Source organism: Amycolatopsis sp. lyj-90, assembly GCF_046549035.1.
GTDB lineage: Bacteria > Actinomycetota > Actinomycetes > Mycobacteriales > Pseudonocardiaceae > Amycolatopsis.
Window position 1 is genome coordinate 354,297 of record NZ_JAJPWP010000004.1, and the last position, 17,737, is coordinate 372,033.

The following is a 17,737-nucleotide window of genomic DNA, read 5'->3' on the forward strand; positions in this document are numbered from 1 at the left end:
CGAAAGAGGAAGGACTCCCGGATGTCGAACGAGGACAAGCTCCGCGACTATCTGAAGCGGGTCACCACCGAACTGCACCAGACCCGCGAGCGCCTCCGCGAAGCCGAGGAGCGCAAGCAAGAACCTGTCGCGATCGTCGGCATGGCCTGCCGGTTCCCCGGCGGGGTCTCGTCCCCGGACCAGCTGTGGGAACTGCTCGAAGCGCGCACCGACGCGATCGGCCCGCTGCCTGCCGACCGGGGCTGGCCCGCCGACCTGCTCGACCCTGACCCGGACGCGCTCGGCAAGAGCATCTGCGTGGAAGGCGGTTTCCTTTACGGGGCAAGTGGTTTCGATGCGGAGTTCTTCGGCATCAGCCCTCGCGAGGCGCTCGCGATGGATCCGCAGCAGCGGGTGTATCTGGAGACGTCGTGGGAGGCGTTGGAGGACGCCGGGATCGACCCGAACTCGTTGCGCGGCGGCGACACCGGGGTGTTCGCCGGGCTGTTCTACCACGACTACCTGATCTGGAACCAGGCGCGCGAGCAGTCCGAGGGCTACCTCGCCACCGGCAACATGGGCTCGATCGCCTCCGGCCGGATCTCCTACGCGCTGGGCCTGGAGGGTCCGGCGGTGACGGTGGATACCGCGTGCTCGTCGTCGCTGGTCGCGCTGCATTTGGCTGCGCAGTCGCTCAACGCGGGGGAGTGCTCGCTGGCGCTGGCCGGTGGCGTGACGGTGATGTCCACCCCGGCCACGTTCATCGACTTTTCGCGGCAGCGGGGCCTGTCGCCGGACGGTCGGTGCAAGTCCTATGGGGACGGTGCCGACGGTGTCGGCTGGGGCGAGGGTTCTGGGGTTTTGGTGCTGGAGCGACTTTCGGACGCGCGGCGCAACGGGCATCGGGTACTGGCGGTGGTGGCGGGTTCGGCGGTGAACCAGGACGGTGCGTCGAACGGCTTAACTGCGCCGAACGGTCCTTCGCAGCAACGGGTGATCCGTGCGGCGTTGGCGCGCGCGGGGGTGGGGCCGGACGGCGTGGACGTCGTGGACGGGCACGGGACCGGGACCCGGCTGGGTGACCCGATCGAGGCGGAAGCCCTGCTGGCCACGTACGGACAGGACCGGCCCGCGGACCGGCCGTTGCTGCTGGGGTCGGTGAAGTCGAACATCGGCCATGCGCAGGCGGCTGCCGGGGTGGCCGGGGTGATCAAGATGGTGTCGGCGATCCGTCGGGGCGTGGTGCCCGCGACGTTGCACGCCGAGGAGCCGTCCACGCGGGTGGAGTGGGATTCGGGCGCGGTGCGGTTGGTGACCGAGGCGGTGTCCTGGCCGGAGGTCGGTGACCGTCCTCGTCGGGCGGGGGTGTCGTCGTTCGGGTTCTCCGGGACGAACGCCCACGTCATCGTGGAGCAGGCTCCGGCGGTCGCGGAGGCTCCGGTCGAGGCTGATGTCGTGTTGCCGGTGGTGCCGTGGGTGGTGTCGGCGCGTTCGGCGGAAGGCTTGGCCGCACAGGCGGCGCGGTTGGCCGGGTTGGCTGATGAGCCGCTGGATGTGGGGTGGTCGTTGGCGGCCAAGGCGGCGTTGGAGCACCGTGCGGTCGTGTTGGGTGACCATGGCCAAGGGCTGGCGGCGTTGGCCGCGGGGCGTGAATCCGCCGGCGTGGTGTCGGGTGTGGTGGGGTCGCTCGGCAAGGTCGGGTTTGTTTTCACTGGTCAGGGTGCGCAGCGCTTGAGCATGGGGTTGGGCCTGTACTCGGTGTTTCCGGTGTTCGCGGAAGCCTTTGACGCGGTGTGTGCCGGGTTGGAGAAGCATTTGGACGGTTCACCCGCGGCGGTGATCCGGGGCGAGCACGGCGACCTCAACGACACGGTGTGGGCGCAGTCGGGGTTGTTCGCGGTCGAGGTCGCCCTGTTCCGGCTGCTGGAGTCGTGGGGGATGCGGCCGAGCGTGGTCGCGGGCCATTCGATCGGCGAGCTGGCGGCTGCCCATGTTGCCGGAGTGTGGTCGCTGCCCGACGCGTGTGCGGTGGTCGCGGCTCGTGGTCGGTTGATGCAGGAGTTGCCGACCGGCGGGGCGATGGTGGCGGTGGAGGCGACCGCGGAGCAGGTGTCGGAGGTGATCGCGGGCCGTCCGGGCGTGGGGGTGGCCGCGGTGAACGGCCCGAAGGCGGTGGTGATTTCCGGGGTGGAGGACGAGGTTCTGGCGGCCGCGGCGGAACTGGCGGGCGCGGGTTGCCGGACGAAGCGGTTGTCGGTATCGCACGCGTTCCATTCGCCGTTGATGGAGCCGATGCTGGCGCGGTTCGCCGAGGTCGTGAACTCGGTGGAGTGCCATCGTCCCACGATCCCGTTGGTGTCGGGGTTGACCGGGCGCGTTGTGGCCGACGAGGTGACCGACCCGGGCTACTGGGTGCTGCATGTGCGCGAGGCGGTGTGCTTCTCGGACGTGGCGGGAACCCTGCGGGAACTGGGGGTGCGGACGTTTGTCGAGGTCGGCCCGGACGGGGTCTTGTCGGGGATGGGTCCGCTTAGCCGTCCCGAGGAGGCGGACGAGGTGTGGATTCCGGTGGCGCGGCGCGGACGTGACGAGGTCCGGGCGCTGCTGACGGCGGTGTCCAAAGTGTACGTTCGTGGCCTGGACTTCGACTGGCACAACGTTTTCGACGGCACGGGTGCTCGCCGGGTCGAGCTGCCCACCTACGCTTTCCAGCACCGGCGGTACTGGCTGAACGCGGTCGCGGGCGGCCGTGCCGACGACTTCGGCCTGCGCAGCCCCGAACATCCGCTCTTGGGCGCTGTTGCGGAACTGCCCGCCACCGGCGGGGTCATGCTCACCGGTCGCCTCGCTCCGGGAACCCCGTCCTGGCTCGCGGACTCGACACTGGCAGGCCGGACGATCCTGCCCGCCGCGGCGCTGGCGGACCTGGCGATCCGCGCCGGGGACGAGGCCGGATGCGGTCAGCTCGAAGAACTTCTCGTCGAGACGCCGGTGGTGCTGCCGAGCCGGGACAGCGTGTCGATGCAGGTCACCGTCGGCGAAGCGGACGCCGACGAGCGGCGGCCGGTGGCGGTGCACACCCGGATCGGCGACGCCCCGTGGGTGCGGCACGCGTCCGGCACGCTCGCCCCTGGCGGCCACGACGCCGGACTGGTCTCGTGGAGTTCGCAGTGGCCACCGGCCGGCGCGGAAACCATCGATGTCACTGCGCTGTACGAAGAATTGGCCGCCTCGGGAGCCAGCCACGGGCCCGCCGTGCGCTGCGTCCGCGCGGCGTGGCGGCGCGGCGACGAGGTCTTCGCGGACGTAGCCCTGCCCGAGGGCACCGACGTCGCCGGATACGGCGTCCACCCCGCGTTGCTCGACGCAGCCCTGCACCTGACCCAGCTGGCCGAGTCCACCGGCGGTGCGCCGTCGCTGCCCACGATGTGGAGCGGTGTGGACGTGCACGCCTCCGGCGCGATCGCGACGCGGGTCCGCCTGGCCCCGGCCGCCGAGGGCGTCGAGGTGACCTTGGCCGACCCGGCCGGACAGCTCGTCGTCTCCGCGCAGTCGGTGGTGCTGACCCCGTTGACCGCCGCTTCGCTGGACCGGACCCACGACGGGCTGTTCCGGATCGAATGGGCGCCGGTCGAACTGCCCGACGCGGCTCCCGTCCTTTCGTCGGCCGTCCTCGGCGGCGACGGCGGACTGGCCGTGCCGGGCGCCACGGACTACGCGGACGTCGCGGGGCTGATCGCCGCGGTCGAGGCCGGGGCCGCGGTGCCCGAGGTGGTCGTCGTCTGCTGCCCTCGCGGCGAGGACCTGGCGGCAGGCATCGCCGGGCAGGCCCGCGAGGCCGTGCTGCACGTGCTGGACGTGGTACGCGATTGGCTCGCGGCGGACGCGATGGAGAGTTCGCAGCTGGTGGTGGTGACCGAACGAGCCGTGGCCGCGACGCCCGGCGTCGGCGTCCGTCTGGACGGGGCCGGGGTCGTCGGCCTGATTCGCGGCGCCGCGGGCGAACACCCGGAGCGGATCGCGCTGGCCGACGTGGACCGAGTCGACGGCACCGGCGCACTGGTGCTGGCCGCGACCGTGCTGCGCGAACCCGAATTCGCGATCCGCGGCGCGGAAGTGCTGGTGCCGCGCCTGCACCGGGCCGAAGCGGACGGCCTCGCCGTGCCCGCCGGACCGGACTGGCAGCTCGGCTTCACCGCGCCCTCGCTGGAAGACCTGGAACTGCGCGAGAAAGACCGCGTCCCGCTCGCGGACGGCGAGGTCCGGGTGGGCATCCGCGCCGCCGGGGTGAACGTCGAAGACGTGCGCACCGTGCTGGACGGCGGTTCCGGGCCCCTGGGCCGAGAAGGCGCCGGAGTGGTGCTGGAAACCGGCCCCGGCGTGACCCGGTTCGCCGTCGGGGACGCGGTCCTGGGCGTGTTCGACGGCGCGTTCGGCCCCACCGCGGTGACCGGTGCCCGGTTGCTGCTGCCGATCCCGGCGGGCTGGTCGCACCCGCAGGCGGCCGCCGCTCCGCTGGCGTTACTCGCCGCGTGGCACGCGGTGGCCGACATCCGACCAGGACAGCGAGTGCTCATCCACGACGCCGCGTCGGCGGCCGGGCTGGCCGCGGTGCGGCTGGCGCGGTATCAGGGCGCGGACGTCGTCGCGGTCGCGGAACGGTCCGCGTGGCGCGTGCTGTCCGAAGCGGGACTCGACGAGGAGCACCGCACCGAGAACGCCGCTTCGGCTCCCGGACGGGAAACCGTGCGTGCCGACCGACTTCCGGCTCCCGAAGCGTTCGGCCCGCTGCTGGCGTCGCTGTCGACCCCGCTCGCCGAGGGTGTGCTGCGCCCGCTGCCGGTGGAGTGCTGGGACATCCGACACGCGGCGGCGGCGTTCGCCCGGGTGAACCGCGGCGGGCCCGAGAAGATCGTGCTGACCGTGCCCGCGCCGTCCGGTCGGGCGGGGACCGTGCTGGTGACCGGGGCGTCCGGCGCGCTCGGCGGACTGGTCGCCCGGCACCTGGCGCGGCCGGGCGGGGCCAAGAACCTGCTGCTCGCCTCGCGGCGGGGCATGGGCGCGGCGGGCATGCCCGAACTGGCGGGCGAACTGGCCCGGTCCGGGGCGAGAGTGCGGGTGATCGCCTGCGACGTCGCCGACCGCGACCAGCTGGCCGAAGTGCTCGCCGGACTGCCCGAGACCGAGCCGCTGACCGGCGTGGTCCACGCCGCGGGCGTGCTCGACGACGGCGTCGTCGGCTCGCTCACCCCGGAGCAGATCCACCAGGTCATGCGCCCCAAGGCCGACGCCGCCTGGAACCTCCACGAGCTGACCAGGCATCTCGACCTCGACACCTTCACCCTGTTCTCCTCGGTGGCCGGGGTCTGGGGCAGTCCCGGACAGGCCAACTACGCGGCGGGCAACACCTTCCTCGACGCGCTCGCCGCGCACCGTCGCCAGCAAGGACTGCCCGCCGCCTCGCTGGCCTGGGGCCCCTGGGAGAACGGCATGGCCGGGGAACTCACCGAAGCCGGACGGCAGCGGATGACCCGCCACGGCCTGCGCCCGCTCGCCGTGGCCGACGGGCTCTCGCTGCTGGACGTCGCCACCGGGCGGACGGACCCGCTGCTGGTCACCGCCCAACTGGACCTGGGCGCGCTGCGCCGCTCCGGCAGCCCGGTCCCCGCGCTGATGACCGGGCTGGTCCGGCCAGGACGGCGGACCGCCGGAGCCGCCGACCCCGGCCGGAGCAGCGCACTGGCCAGGGAACTCGCCGCGCTGCCGCCCGAACAGCTCGAAGGCGCGATCCTGAACGCGGTGCTCGCGCAGGCGGCGCTGGTGCTCGGGAAATCCGGCCCGGAATCGGTCGAGGCGGCCCGGTACTTCCGCCAGCTCGGCTTCGATTCGCTGACCGCGCTGGAATTCCGCAACCGGCTCAGTGGCGCGCTCGGCCTCCGGCTGCCCGCCGCGGTGGTCTTCGACCATCCGACCCCGGTGGAGCTCGCCCGCTACCTGCATGGGCAGCTCGCCGACCGGGAAGCAGACCACCGTCCGGTGCTGGCCGAACTGGACCGGCTGCGGTCGCTGCTGGCCGGGATCGGCGCGCGGGGCGAGGGCAGGGCCCGCCTGGCGGACCGGCTGGAGCTGCTGGTGGAGGAATTCCGGGGCAGCGCACCGGATCCCGGGTCCGTCGACGATTCCGACGACGACATCACCGAGGCGACCGACGACGAGATCTTCGATCTCATCGACAAGGAACTGGGTATCTGACATGGACACGACGCGTGCCTGGCAGGGCGAAGAACTGGCTTGCGTGGCACCTGCTTCCGGCGAACCGGCCGCGGCCGCTCGGATCGGGCACCGGCTGTCCGCGGAGACGGTCCGCGCCGTCCGCGCACAGGCCGAATCCCTTGGCGTCCCGGAGTTCGAGGTGCTGCTCGGCGCCTTCGCCGTGCTGCTCGAAACGCATGGCGCCGGACGGGACCTGTTTCTCGGGAACGTGCGCCGGCGACTGCACGTCGATCCACTGTGGACCGTTCGGGAACTTCTTGTCCAGCAGGGGGAAAATCCTGCGGATTCGTCCAGGCGCGCGCGGTACGCGTTCTCCCGGGACCTCGGTGCCGACGACGGCGTCGAACTCGAGATCGCTGTCGATGGCGACCTGGTTTCGGCCAGGTACCAGCCCGAACTCCTGCCCGAAGAGCAGGTCCGCCTGCTGCTGGCCCGGTACGAGACAGTGCTTTCCGCCGTGGCCGAGGACCCCGAGCGCCGCGTCGGCGACCTGCCGTGGTGGAGCGCGAAGGACCACGAAATCATCTCAGCGGCCAACGACACCGCGCGACCCGTCGAACCGGCCTCGGTGCTCGAGGCCGTCCACACCCGCGCCGTGCGCGCACCTGAGACCAGCGCCGTCGGCGAAGGGGAGCGCTTCGTCGACTACGGCCAGCTGTGGCACGCGGCCGTCGCCCAATGCGCCGTGCTCCGGGAAGCCGGGATCGGCCCGGGGGACAGGGTGGCGATCTCGCTCCCGCGCGGCCCCGAACTCGTCACCGCGGTCCTCGGCACCTGGCTCGCCGGCGCGGCCTACGTGCCCCTGGACGCGGCACACCCCGAGGACCGAATCCGGTACCAGCTCGCCGACTCGGGCGCGAAAATCCTGATAGCGGCTGGAAACATGGGCCAGTTCGCCACCTCCGACCTCGCCGTGCTGTCCGCTTCCCCCGCCGAGGACGCGCTTCCGGCGGACCACAGCGCGCCCCCGGCACCGGATCCGGCCTCCTGCGCGTACCTGATCTACACCTCCGGCTCCACCGGACGTCCTAAAGGGACACTCATCACGCACGGCGCGCTGGCCAACGTCGCGAGCCACTTCGCCCGGCAACTGGACGCCGGCCCGGCGGACACGATGCTGTGGACGACCACCTTCGCCTTCGACATGTCCGGCGTGGAACTGTTCGTGTCCCTGGTCTCCGGATGCCGCCTCGCCGCCGCGCCGGACCCGGCCCGCAGCGACGGCCGGGTGCTGCGCGAACTGGTCGAACGGTACGACGCGCGGTTCGTGCAGGCCACCCCGACCACTTGGCGGCTGGTCCTCGACCGCATGGCGGATTGCTTGCGCGGCCGCAGCGTCATCACCGGCGGCGAACCGGTTCCGGTATCGCTGGCCCGTCGCCTGCTGACCGCCGGCTGCGTGCTGCACCACGCGTACGGCCCGACCGAAACCGCGATCTGGTCGACCTCCCGTGTCATCGCCGACGACCCCGGACCGCGGCTCGACGTCGGCGGCCCGATCGCCAACACCCAGGTGCACGTCGTGGACCGGCACGACCGGGAACTGCCGGTCGGCGTCCGCGGCGAACTGTGCATTTCGGGGGCCGGAGTGGCCATCGGCTACCACGACCGCCCAGAACTGAACGCGGCCCGCTTCGGCGTGCACCCGGTGCACGGCCGCTTCTACCGCACCGGAGACCTGGCAGGCTGGCGCGCCGACGGCACCCTGGACCTCTTCGGCCGCGGCGACCGCCAGGTCAAACTGCGCGGCAACCGGATCGAACTGGGCGAGATCGAAACGACCCTGCTGGCCCACCCCGAAGTCGCCGCCGCCGCGGTCCTGGTCGTCGGCGACCCGACAGCCGATGCCGTACTCGTCGGCTGCCTGGAGCCGTCCGAGAGTGGTGTCGACCTGGACAGCGTCCGAGAGCACCTGCGCGAACGCCTCCCCGCCTCGATGACCGTCGGCGAGCTTCTGGTCTTCGAGTCGATCCCGATCAACGCCAATGGGAAGGTCGATTATCCGGCGCTGGACCGCTCGCTGGCGGAACGGCCTCGCACCGCCGGCCCGGTTTCGGCACCGGGGTCGGGTTCGGTACAGATCACCGACGGGTTGATCGAGGTCTGGCGCACTGTGCTGCGTCGTGACGACGTGGACGAGGACACTGACTTCTTCGCCCACGGCGGGAATTCGATGCTGGCGGCGGTGGCGATGCAGGAGCTGCACAAGGTGAGCGGTGTGTCGGTCGGTCTCACGGAGTTCTTCGAATGCCGCACTCCGCGAGCGCTCGCGGAGCGGGTTCCGGTCATCGGGACCGCACTGGGTCGGTGAACCCGCCGGTCCGATGACAGACAGCGAACAGCCCCCTCGGGAAACTCGAGGGGGCTGTTCGGCGATCGACGAGGGCGCTCGGCCGGAGTGTTACTACTTTTGCTTGCGGAACGCCGCGCGGACCTGGCTGTTGCGGGTCAGCACCGCGACCCCGATCAGCGGCAGCGCGCTGATGCCCTGCATGACGGCGTACCAGGCCGGGCAGATGCCCGGGATCAGGTCCACCGCGATGATCGCGATCGGCAGGATGACGGAGACGGTGGCGAGCCGGTCGTACGGACCCCCCGCGCCGTTGGCGGCCTTGTTGACCCAGCTCAGCATCAGCGGGGCGACCAGGAGCAGGATCGCGCCCCGCACCCACATGAACGTCGTGACCTCCTGGTGCATGAAGGCGACCACCACGCAGGTGGCGAGCACGATGGCGCTGACGATGCCGAAGAAGCCGACGCACTTCTTGATCGTGTCGAACGCCTGCTTGGTGCGGGGGTCGTTGAGCGCCGCGGTGTCGATCGTGAAGTTGGCCATGTCCGGTTCCTTAAGTCTGGTGGTGCGTTCGAGGTCTTGCGATGCATTCGAAGTTACTGACCGGCCGGGCTGTCCGGTATGGGTCTGGACGTCCGGCCGAGTAGGGACAGCCACACTTCGTTCCCCGGCGGCTCCGGCTCACCGGCGCGTACGCCGTCGAGCCTGGGAAGCATTGCTGCAGAAGTGAATAGCAGCACCCGTCGGCCGATGTCAACGACGCGGCGGCCATCCGGTGGAAAAGCATTAATGCCCGGCCGGGACCGGCCGGCGAATGCGCTCGCCGACCCGGGAAAGGACCGGTGAACGGCGGCTTAATTCCCCGGGGAGCCCGCGCGGCGGTCCGGCCGCTCGGCCCCGGTCCGGCCCCCGCCGGGTCCTGGACGGCCCTGGGAGCCGCTCGCACCGGGCACGGAGTCGATCACGCCTCGATCAAGAAAAGGCCAGGTCATCGGCCAGATTGGGTCATCAGGGGAGTGAGCGGCGGGAGACGAAGCGGGGAAAAACTACCCCCGGCGCGCCCTGCCCTGTCAGTCGTTGACGGGCCTGCCGGACCGTTGATATGTTCAACTGGCAGTTGAACAGGGCTGGGACCTATCGACCACTCGATAATGGGGGACATTATCAAGCACGTTCAGTCATGAAGTAGCTGGACAAACAAGCTTTGCCGGAAAAAGCGACAAAGTTCCGATTTTCCGCGACGGTGCGGCAGACCGTCGGGGAGTTCGCGGACCCGCAATCATGAGTCGTCTGCGGGCACGGTCGAGCCGGGCGGTCTGGGGAAACACGATCCCGCCCGGGTGGGGCGTTCCCGTATGTCCTCTCCCGCTGGAAGCACCGCCGCGGGGGAGGTTTGAGGAGTGAGTCGAATGTGGCGTGACCGAGCGGGCGCCAAATCGTTCCGCAAGTGTCCACGGGGGCACGCTCTGACGGCTGAATGTCTGGTTGATGGCTGGATGTGTGGTTATGAGGGGGGTCGTGAGTGGTAAAGAGGGTTAGAACGCGCATTGCCACTCACGACCCCGCTTGCAAAGCGTTCAAATAGGCATCAATCAGACATTTGCTCGCTCGCAGGTGTCCTCTGTGGACTGTCGGGATGAGGCCGGCTCTCGTTGGACGGCCAGATCCGCGACGCTGAAGGCTCGGCGCGACCCGCCCGCGAACGCGACACGTTTGCCCTCCTCCTCAATAACCGCCGGGGAGCAGGCAGGCGAGAAAAGAGGCGAGACGATCTGGAGCCGAGTGCGGCGCCGGGTCTCTCGGGACCGCGAGAACCGGGGCCGGACGGCCGCGGGGAATCCGGGCGATCGGCGCCCGTTCCCCCGGCGCGCCATGCCCTTTTCTCGCGCTCACACTCTCCACTCAGGACATTCAGCGACACTGGCGAACCGACGAGGAAAGACAAGAGGCGGCTGGCCCGATGAAGCGAGATCCACCGGCGGGTCGTCGTGGTGCTCCGCGCCTCGGCGGCACGGACGGAGCAGCGCGTCGGTTTCGGTGTGGTGGAACAACTCCTGCTCGGCCTGCCGACCGGGAGATCAGCGCGAAACTGCTCATCACCGTCAGCACAGTTGAACAGCACCTCACCCGCGTCTACCGGAAACTCCAGGTACGCCGCAGGGCGGAGCTGTCAGGACGGCTCCGGATGGCCGATTGTGTCGGCGATGGAGCTGATCCGGCCGCGACAGTGTGTAATATCCGCCCGGACATCGCGGGCGGGCCGGCGAACGCCCGAAATGTGACGGTATTGCCGGGAAGTGCGAATGTCCAGTTCGGCCGTGGGGGTTCTGAGCCGGAGCGGGGGTTCGCCCAAGAATTCTGGGGTCGTTGATGAATGCATTACGCAGGTTTTTGCACGGCCGCGCCAAACGGGTGGTGACGGTGGCCTGCGCCGCTGTGCTGCTGCCCGGCGCGGCCGCCTACGCGGTGACCGAAAGCGGATCCCCCGGTGGGCCGCGGTCCTCCTTCGGCCCGGAGCGCGCGCGGGCGCTGGTGGCGGAGATGACCCTGGACGAGAAGCTGTCGTTCGTCTCCGGGACGGCGGACCCGAATTCGGTCGGGGAGGCCGGGTTCATGCCCGGCGTGCCACGGCTGCAGATCCCGCCGCTGCGGATCACCGACGGGCCGGCGGGCGTCCGGATCGGCAAACCCGCCACCGCGCTGCCCGTTCCGGTGGCGCTGGCGTCCTCGTTCAACGACGGACTGGCCAAACAGTACGGTTCGGTGCTGGGCGCCGACGCCCGCGCGCTCGGCGCCGACGTGGTGCTCGGCCCGATGATGAACGCGATCCGGGTGCCGCTCGGCGGGCGCAATTTCGAGACCTTCAGCGAGGACCCACTGGTCACGTCGCACATCGCGGCGGCGGAGGTCTCCGGCATCCAGTCGCGCGGCGCGATGGCCTCGGTCAAGCACTTCGCGGGCAACAACCAGGAGCAGGACCGCTACAGCGTCGACGCCAGGATCGACGACCAGGCCCTGCACGAGATCGAGCTGAAACCGTTCAAGGCGGCCGTCGACGCGGGCGCGGCCTCGGTGCTGTGCTCCTACAACAAGGTCAACGGCGAACAGGCCTGCGGGAGTTCGTCGCTGCTGACCGACATCCTGCGCCAGCAGCTGGGCTTCCAGGGCTGGGTGATGTCGGACTGGTACGCCACGCAGTCCACCGATTCGCTCGTCAAGGGACTCGACCAGGAGATGCCGGACAGCAAGTTCCTCGGCGGGGCGCTGAAGTCGGCGCTGGACAGCGGCACGATCCCGATGTCCGCTTTGGACACCGCGGTGACCCGGATCGTGACCCAGATGGGCCGCTTCGGGCTGCTCGACTCCCCGCCGCCGGCCCGGCCGGCCCAGGACCCGGCCGCCGGGGCGAAGGTGGCTCGGCAGGTCGCCGAACAGGGCGCGGTGCTGCTGCGCAACGAGGGCGGCACGCTGCCGCTTTCCGGTGCGGCGGGCCAGAACCTGGCGTTGATCGGCCCCACCGCGAAGGTGCCGAAGGTCGGTGGCAAGGGCAGCTCGCTGGTGACCCCGGCGCACGCGTCGTCCCCGCTGGACACGATCACGGCACGGGCGGGCAAGGGCGCGCAGGTGTCCTACTCGCAAGGCATCAGCGAGGACTACGCGGCTCTTCCCGCCGCCCAGGTCTCGCCCCGGTTCCCCGCGGCCGCCGACGGCGCGATCACCGTGGCGCCGAAACAGGTGCACCAGGGGACCTTGGACGTGCCCGAGACCGGCGACTACCGGTTCACCGCCGACGTGACCGGTCCCGGCGTCGCGCTGCTGACCGTCAACGGGCGGGCGAAGGCGTTCATCCCCGGCACCCCGGCGACGCTGCGGGTGCACCTGGAGGCGGGCAAGGTCCCGGTCACGCTGGGGCAGCTGGACGGTTTCGCCAACGGCGACATCACCACCAAGCTGAAGTGGCTCACGCCGACCCAGGCCCACCAGAAGTTCGGCGAAGCCGTCGCCGCGGCGAAGAAGGCCAAGACCGCCGTCGTGTTCGCCTACGACGACGAGAGCGAGGGCATCGACCGCGAGTCGCTGTCGCTGCCCGATTACCAGGGCGAGCTGATCTCCGCGGTCGCCGACGCCAACCCGAACACCGTGGTGGTGCTGAACACCGGTTCGTCGGTCGCGATGCCGTGGCTCGGCAAGACCAAGGCGGTGCTGGACATGTGGTACCCCGGCGAGCAAGGCGCCGAGGCGACCACGCGGCTGCTGTACGGCGATGTCGCGCCCAGCGGCCGGCTGACCCAGACCTTCCCGATGTCGGTAGACCAGACTCCGGTCGGCGGCAAGCCAGAGGCGTACCCGGGCAAGGACGGCACGGTGCAGTACTCCGAGGGCATCCAGGCCGGCTACCGGTGGTACGACAAGAACGGCGTGCGGCCGCTGTTCCCGTTCGGCTACGGGCTGACCTACACCAAGTTCGGCTACCAGGACCTGTCGGCGGCCTGGCGCAACGGCGGGCTCGACGTCGAATTCACCTTGTGCAACACGGGTTCGGCGGCGGGGGAGGAAGTGCCGCAGGTGTATCTGGGCGCCAGCCCGGAGGTCAAGGCGCCGCAGGCGACCAAGGCGCTGGCGGGATATCAGCGGGTCAAGCTGGCCGCGGGGGCGTCTACCCGGGTGAAGATGCATATCGACGGGGCCGAGCTGACTTACTGGGACACGTCGACGAAGAGCTGGCGGGTCGGGACGGGGGACCGGAGCGTTCTGGTGGGTCCGTCGGCCGCGGTGACGCCGTTGAGCCATTCGGTGCGGATCAGGTGACTGGAGGGGCCGGGTGAGCGGGAGTTCCCGTTCACCCGGCCCTGGTTCCGGTTCCGCCGTCGGGAAACCCCTACGCAGACCGCAGCGTGGAACTGGCGACCCGGGAGATCTCCTCGTTCACCGCCGCACCGTGTACGTTCAGGAAGAAGTGCCCGCCGGGGAAAGTCTTCATCTCGAAGTGCCCGGAAGTGTGCTCGCCCCAAGCCTGCACGTCCTCCACCGGGGCCTTCGGGTCCGCGGTTCCGCTCATCGCGTGGATCGGGCAGGGCAGCGGCTCTCCCGGCTCGTAGCGGTAGGTCTCGGCCGCCTTGAAGTCGTTGCGGATCGAGGGCAGCGACATGCGGAGGATCTCCTCGTTGCCCGAGACCGGGTCCTCGTCGCCGGACAGCTCGCGCACGATCTCGATCAGCCGGTCGTCGCTGCTGAGGTAGTTCTCCTCAGGGAAGTGCCGGGACGGGGCCCGCCGCCCGGTGACGACCAGCGCCAGCGGGGGACGGCCCTGTCCGGTGAGTACCCTGGCCACCTCGAAGGCCACCGTGGCGCCGAGGCTGTGTCCGAAAAGGACGACCGGTTTGTCCAGCCAGGGCAGGAGATTCTCCACGCACGCCGACACCAGGCCGGGTACGTTGTCGATGCCCGGCTCGGCACGCCGGTCCTGGCGGCCGGGGTACTGTACGGCCAGCACGTCCAGCTTCGGCGCGAGCGTCCGGGCGACCGGGAAGAAGTAGCTGGCCGAACCCCCGGCGTGCGGAAAACAGACGAGCCGGGTCGCCGCGTCTTCGGCGGGCTGGAACCGGCGGATCCACGGTTCTGTATCACTGATGCTTTTGGGCACGCGAAATCCGTCCTTCACAGGTCACAGCAAGCGGCCGTAGTCATCCCCCACTGTCCTCGAACCCGGCCCGTGTGGACACCCCTACTGTCCACACCGAACCCCAGAACCGGCGCTCAGGCGCGGACGGGCAGTTCGGTGAGACCGCGGATAAGCAGGCTGGACTGCCAGTTCAGCGAGCCGGGCTCGACGGCGAGGGCGAGCGTGGGCAGCCGGTCGGCGAGCACCCGGAAGGCGATCTCGCCCTCCATCCGGGCCAGCGCGGCACCGAGGCAGTAGTGGATGCCGTGCCCGAACGCGAGGCTCTTCCCCCGCGGGCGCTGCAGATCGATCTCGTCGGGCCGCTCGAACACCTCGGGGTCCCGGTTCGCCGACCCGATCGCCAGCAGCACGGTCGAGCCGGGCAGGACGGTGGTCGCGCCGATGGTCACCGGCTCGGTCGCGAACCGCACGGTCGCGGTGTTCACCGGACTGTCGATGCGCAGGAACTCTTCGACCGCGCTGGTCAGCAGCGCGGGTTCCCGCCGCAGCCGGTCCCACTGCGCGCGGTCCTTCAGCAGGGCGAGCACACCGTTGCCGATCAGGTTCATCGTCGTCTCGTGCCCGGCCACGAGCAGCAGCGAGGCCATCCCGGTCGCTTCGGAGTCCGACAGCCGGTCGCCGTTCTCGTCCGCCGCGACGATCGCGGAGAGGATGTCTTCGCCGGGGCGTTCCCGTTTCTCCGCTACCAGCACGGAAAGGTACTCCGTCATCTCCGCCGACGCGGTCACGAACTCCGCGGGCGAAGCGGGAGACAGCACCGCGTGCGACCACTTCCGGAAGGCGGTCCGGCGGTCTTCCGGCACGCCGAGGATCTCGCAGATCACCTTCATCGGCAGCGGGAACGCGAGCGCGTCGATGAGGTCGACCGACCGTTCGCCGTCGGCGAGGCGCTTGGCCAGCGCTTCGACCAGTTCCTCTGCGAGCTCTTGGATCCGCGGGCGCAGCCCGGCGACGGCGCGGGTGGTGAACGCCTTGGTGACCAGCTTCCGCAGCCGGGTGTGCTTGGGCGGATCCGAGTTGAGCATGTGGTCGTGCGCGTCGAAGTCGTCGAGGGTCACCGCCGCGACCCCGGCCCCCGCCGCGCGCAGATCGTCCAGCGCGGCCGTGATGTCCTTGGACAGCCGCCGGTCGGCGAGCCCGGCGCGCACGTCCTCGTACCGGGTGACCAGCCAGGCGGGCGGCCCGCCGGGCACCTGCACCTTGGTGACCGGACGCTGCGTGCGCAGCAGCGCGTACAGCGCATACGGGTCCTCCGCGAAGCGCGGGGTGAGCAGGACGGCGTCGCCGTCGGTGTCGAATTGCGCGTTCATCTCAGTCCGCCTCGCGGGTAAGCGTAATTTTCGCGCCATTCGGCGTGCGCTCGGGCTTTGCCGGAGCGTATCGCTTCGTGATCACCGGACAACCCCCTATGTCCGTTGCCCTGCCCGTATCCGGTGCGGCCGGACGCGCGCCGACCGCCCCTGGACTCGGCGAAAACGACACCCCTGAATGCGTGAGCGCCCTCGGCAGCGCACGAGGGCGGAACGGGCAGTGCGGGGCGGAAGTCGTTTCCCCGCACTGCCGCTCGGCTTTCTCACTCGGCGATCTTGGTGCGTCCCGTCCAGTGGTAGACCGCGACGCGGGCCTCGTCGACCTGCTCGAACTCCCCGCGGTGCGAGAAGTGCTCGTATCCGCCGTCGACGCAGATCTTGACGTTCTCAGTGAGGTCGTCCACGTAGTGCCCGTCGCCCAACGGGCTGAGCCGGGACGGGGAACCGACGAGGTTGATTCTGATTCGTGCCATGGTCATTCTCCCATTCGCTCGACAATCGTCAGTACAAGTCGTCACAGGGTCCGGGCGGCGGTGGCTCCGGTCGGCGTCAGCACGTCGACGATCGTCCGGACGACTTTCGGGGCCTGCGCGGCGAGATAGAAATGCCCGCCGGGATAGGTGGTCAGCGTGCAGGACGCGGTGGTGTGGTCGCGCCAGTTCTCGGCCTCTTCGACGGTCACCTTGGGGTCGTCCTCGCCGAGCAGGACGTGGATCGGGATCTCCAGTACCGTCCCGGGCGGGCAGCGGTAGGTTTCGGCGGCCCGGTAGTCGGCGCGCAGCACGGGAAGGACCATCCGCAGCAAGTCGTCGTCGCCGAAGACCTGCGCGTTGGTGCCGCCGAGGGATTTGACCGCTTCGAGGAACCGGTTGTCGTCCGGTTCCTGGTGCACCCGCTCGTCCCGCGCCCGCGACGGCGCGACGCGGCCGGAGGCGAACAGCGCCCGCAATTCGGTGGCTCCGTTGGCTTCCAGCCTTCGGGCGACCTCGAAACCGAGGGTGGCTCCCATGCTGTGGCCGAACAGCACCGTCGGCCGGTCCAGCCAGGGCCGCAAGGCCTCGGCCGCCTCGTCGGCCAGTTCCGTGATGCTCTCCAGGCACCGTTCCGACCGCCGGTCCTGGCGTCCCGGATACTGGACCGCCAGCACGTCGGCCGCCGAGGACAACGCCTTCGCCATCGGGAAGAAATAGCTCGCGGACCCGCCCGCGTGCGGAAAGCAGACGACCCGGAACGGCGCCCCGTCCCAGGGGTGGTACCGCCGGATCCACCGGCTGTTGTCTTGTCCGCTGTCTTGTCCGGACACGGGCATCCCTTTCGTTGTCCGCGCTCTCGGCGAATGCGAGAAACCGCAGGTTCGAGGGTGCCGGAGGATCCGCGACGGCATCAACCCCTAAGAAGTCCGTGCCGCCCCCAGCGGATCCGGCGGAAAGCCCGCGCTTGTTCCACTTCATTGGCGGCTCCGTTCACCGAGCGCGGCCGGCCGGTGAACGGAGGAGGAACGCGGGCGCGCGGACGGGCAATTCCAGCCGGGGTGAGGTGGAATGCGCGACGGAACGGCGTACGGTCCCATTGTCTGGGATGTCGGAATTCAGGCAGGTCACCGGCGGTGTGCGGCGGTCGCGACGGCGCACTCGCCGACGCGGCGGGGATTGCGAGTGCAGTGGGCGCTCGCTAAGATCAGCGATGACAGGAATAAACGTACAGGGACCAGACATTGTCGCTTATGTCCGAATACGGGTGCTTGCTGCAATAGTTTCCGGATAGGTGAAGAAAAGACGGGCACGCATCTCTAGGGGGAATCGTGAGGGCAGGCCGGACGGATCCTTCGCCGGCGCGGGACCGGCAGTGGCCGGGCGCTCGGCCGGTAGCTGCGGCGATGGCCCGGGCACCGGGAGCGAGCGAAGGCCGCCGTGCGGTGGCCGGTCGGGTCGCTGGGTCGGTTTTCAGGGTCTGACCTCATGGTTTGCCAGTTGTGACGTCTTTGGTCGGGTCGGGGTTCGGCGGGAGCGAGGAGTTGGCCCCTCGGGACCGCGCGTCGGCCGACAGGGCCGTCCTCGGGCGGGGCGGCCTGGCAAGACGGTGAAAAAAGTGCGGAACGAACTGGGGTGTGCAACGGTGCGCCCGGGAGCGGCGCGGCTTCTCGGGAGCGAGGCGAGTCGCCTGGGGTGATATCGGCGGTTCTGCGGCGCGCTCGCGTGC

9 protein-coding genes are annotated in these 17,737 nt (G+C 70.2%); 4 read left to right on the forward strand and 5 right to left on the reverse strand.

Annotated elements, in window-relative coordinates:
* The first annotated feature begins 21 nt into the window (after positions 1 to 21).
* Both ACLJPX_RS17145 and ACLJPX_RS17150 read left to right on the forward strand, forming a co-directional pair.
* A complete protein-coding gene (locus tag ACLJPX_RS17145; protein ID WP_410600952.1) occupies positions 22 to 6,231 on the forward strand; it encodes an SDR family NAD(P)-dependent oxidoreductase in 6,210 nt (2,069 codons plus the stop codon).
* A gap of 1 nt (position 6,232) precedes the next feature.
* Positions 6,233 to 8,563 (forward strand): amino acid adenylation domain-containing protein, encoded by a 2,331-nt coding sequence (locus tag ACLJPX_RS17150; protein WP_410600953.1) that lies wholly within the window; start codon positions 6,233 to 6,235, stop codon positions 8,561 to 8,563.
* 93 nt (positions 8,564 to 8,656) lie between these two features.
* On the opposite strand, the gene ACLJPX_RS17155 is transcribed toward ACLJPX_RS17150, so the two are convergent.
* Positions 8,657 to 9,088, reverse strand: a complete 432-nt coding sequence (locus ACLJPX_RS17155; protein WP_101607295.1) for a hypothetical protein — start codon at positions 9,086 to 9,088, stop codon at positions 8,657 to 8,659.
* A gap of 1,417 nt (positions 9,089 to 10,505) precedes the next feature.
* Between ACLJPX_RS17155 and ACLJPX_RS17160 the strand changes: the two genes are divergently transcribed.
* Positions 10,506 to 10,916 carry a helix-turn-helix domain-containing protein gene (locus ACLJPX_RS17160; RefSeq protein WP_410600954.1) on the forward strand — a complete coding sequence of 137 codons (411 nt, stop codon included), beginning with the start codon at positions 10,506 to 10,508 and terminating at the stop codon, positions 10,914 to 10,916.
* Between the two features lie 50 nt (positions 10,917 to 10,966).
* Positions 10,967 to 13,354 carry a beta-glucosidase family protein gene (locus ACLJPX_RS17165; protein ID WP_410600955.1) on the forward strand — a complete coding sequence of 796 codons (2,388 nt, stop codon included), beginning with the start codon at positions 10,967 to 10,969 and terminating at the stop codon, positions 13,352 to 13,354.
* Between the two features lie 70 nt (positions 13,355 to 13,424).
* Here ACLJPX_RS17165 and ACLJPX_RS17170 read toward each other — a convergent pair whose 3' ends face one another.
* The 4 genes from ACLJPX_RS17170 to ACLJPX_RS17185 form a co-directional block, all read right to left on the reverse strand.
* A complete protein-coding gene (locus ACLJPX_RS17170) occupies positions 13,425 to 14,189 on the reverse strand; it encodes a thioesterase II family protein (protein WP_410600956.1) in 765 nt (254 codons plus the stop codon).
* 113 nt (positions 14,190 to 14,302) lie between these two features.
* A complete protein-coding gene (locus tag ACLJPX_RS17175; RefSeq protein ID WP_410600957.1) occupies positions 14,303 to 15,538 on the reverse strand; it encodes a cytochrome P450 family protein in 1,236 nt (411 codons plus the stop codon).
* A gap of 263 nt (positions 15,539 to 15,801) precedes the next feature.
* Entirely contained in the window at positions 15,802 to 16,011 is a 210-nt protein-coding gene (locus tag ACLJPX_RS17180; protein WP_101607299.1) for a DUF5988 family protein, read from the reverse strand.
* 41 nt (positions 16,012 to 16,052) lie between these two features.
* Positions 16,053 to 16,847 carry a thioesterase II family protein gene (locus ACLJPX_RS17185; protein ID WP_410600958.1) on the reverse strand — a complete coding sequence of 265 codons (795 nt, stop codon included), beginning with the start codon at positions 16,845 to 16,847 and terminating at the stop codon, positions 16,053 to 16,055.
* Positions 16,848 to 17,737 lie beyond the last annotated feature (890 nt).